2 protein-coding genes are annotated in these 1,921 nt (G+C 70.7%); one reads left to right on the top strand and one right to left on the bottom strand.

Annotated elements, in window-relative coordinates; all coding sequences use genetic code 11:
* Positions 1 to 688: hypothetical protein (locus AC08ON_RS18005; RefSeq protein WP_476617422.1), on the bottom strand; the 688-nt coding region annotated here is incomplete at its 3' end.
* 309 nt (positions 689 to 997) lie between these two features.
* Here AC08ON_RS18005 and AC08ON_RS18000 point away from each other — a divergent pair.
* The gene (locus AC08ON_RS18000) at positions 998 to 1,525 is read left to right on the top strand and encodes a peptidylprolyl isomerase (protein WP_011438798.1); all 528 of its coding nucleotides are present in this window, start codon (positions 998 to 1,000) and stop codon (positions 1,523 to 1,525) included.
* Positions 1,526 to 1,921: the final 396 nt, after the last annotated feature.

Here is a 1,921-nt window from a genome sequence, read left to right as displayed (position 1 = left end):
GTGCGGTGGTCTCGGCGGGGGATGCGGTGGCGGTGGTGTCAAGCGGCACGGGTTCGGCGGTGGTGGCCAGGCTTTCCTCCGTCTGGGCCAGGTACCGCCGCACCGCGGCGGTCCCCGCCGCACCCGCGCCGACGAGGGCGAGCGTGAGGAACCCCCGCCGCCGACGGCGGTGCACCCTCGCGATCTTGGACTCGGCCTTCGCCAGCCGCTTTTCCAGGATCTCCTGGGCTTTGTCGGCCTGCAGGCGCGCCTTGGCCTCGCGCTGCACCGCGCGCCGGGAGCGATGCTTCTCCGCCCGCAGCTCGGCGGCGGCCCGGGCGCGTTCGGCGGCGAGCTCGGCATGCGCCCGGGCCTTCTCGATCCGCCTGGCGGTCCGACCGGACACGGCGGTGGCTTTGCCGACGGCCCGGCCCGCGGCCTTCCCGGCCGCCTTCTGGGCCGACGCACCGGTCTTGGTGGCCGTGCTGGAGGCGTCGGAGATCCGGTGCGCCACGCTGGCGCCCACATCCCTGGTGGCCGACGCGGCCGATCCGGCCGTACCCCCGGCCTTGCTCGCCGCCTTGTGAGCGATCGTGCCGGCGCGGTCGGCGGCGCTCTTCGCGGTGTCGGACAGCCCGCTAACCGGCACCGTGTCGGCGACATGTGACAGTCTGTCCTTCAATAGTCTGTCCTTCAATATCGTACTCATGGTGCCCTCTCGTTGAGCCGATGGTCGAGGCGTCCGACCATCGAACTGGTGGTGTGCCCAGGTATCGGTGTGGTCAAGATCTGTGAAGTGTGCCGTACCCCGTCGGCGGGCTTCTCCAACGCGTCAACCCTCCGTAGGGTGCCACTAATGCTTGGGTGACATGTCTGGGCTGTGCCCTTGGGAAGGTGTACCCGGTGCGAACCTCGGTGATGGAATTCCCCCGCGGCGCCCGGCGCATACGATCGAGACCCATCCGGACGCCGGCTGACCAGACACCCGCAGAGATCGATCTGAAGAGAAGAGAGGCTCATGGCCGAGGAGCTGTACGCGACGCTGCGGACGACTCAGGGGGACATCGAGATCCGCTTGTTCCCCGACCACGCTCCCAAGACGGTGCGGAACTTCGTCGGCCTCGCGACCGGCACGCAGGAGTGGACGGACCCGGAGACCGGTGCCAAGAAGACCGGCACGCCGCTGTACAGCGGAACGATCTTTCATCGGGTCATTCCAAACTTCATGATCCAGGGCGGTGACCCGCTGGGCTCCGGTCGAGGCGGTCCGGGCTACCGGTTCGCCGACGAGTTCCATCCGGACCTGACCTTCAACCGGCCGTACCTGCTCGCAATGGCGAACGCCGGACCGGGGACCAACGGCTCGCAGTTTTTCGTCACGGTCGCGCCCACCGACTGGCTCAACCGCAAGCACACCATCTTCGGTGAGGTCACGCGGGGAACCGACGTGGTGGATGCGATCGCCAAGGCGCCGACCGGGGCGCAGGACCGGCCGAAGTCCGACATCGTCATCCAGGAGATCGTGATCGACCGCCGGTCCGCCTGACCGGCCGGTCACCGCCTCGAACCCGGGAGTACGGCGCATGAGAGCTCCAGCTGCGCGGCGTGCGCGGTCGTCGGCCACCGCATGCGTACGGGTGGCCGGACGTGGTCACGTCAGCCGTACCCCTCCGGCGGCGACGCCGGCTGCCGGGGCGGCGCGGTGACGGCGAACCCGCCCGTCGAACCGCCCACGGATGACCAACCGGGCGGCCCGGAGCAGCGCCCGGCTGGATCGGACCACCCGGTGGCCGAGCCGGGGTGGCGACCCACGGTCGGCCCGGCGCCCGGCTGGTCGGGGTGGACTCCACCTTCCGGTTCCGGCGGTCCCCCGCCGCCCACCGGCGGTTTTCCCGCGGGCGGTTTTCCCGCGGGTGGTCCTCCCGCCGGCCGGCCGCAGCCA

The sequence above is a fragment of the Frankia sp. CoWAU3 genome, assembly GCF_977971855.1.
The sequence above is the reverse complement of the archived record's forward strand: the minus strand, read 5'-3'. Positions and strand labels throughout refer to the sequence as shown.

Excerpts from the sequence above, each read along its gene's own strand:
- AC08ON_RS18000 (WP_011438798.1), top strand. The coding sequence starts at position 998 with ATGGCCGAGGAGCTGTACGCGACGCTGCGGACGACTCAGGGGGACATC.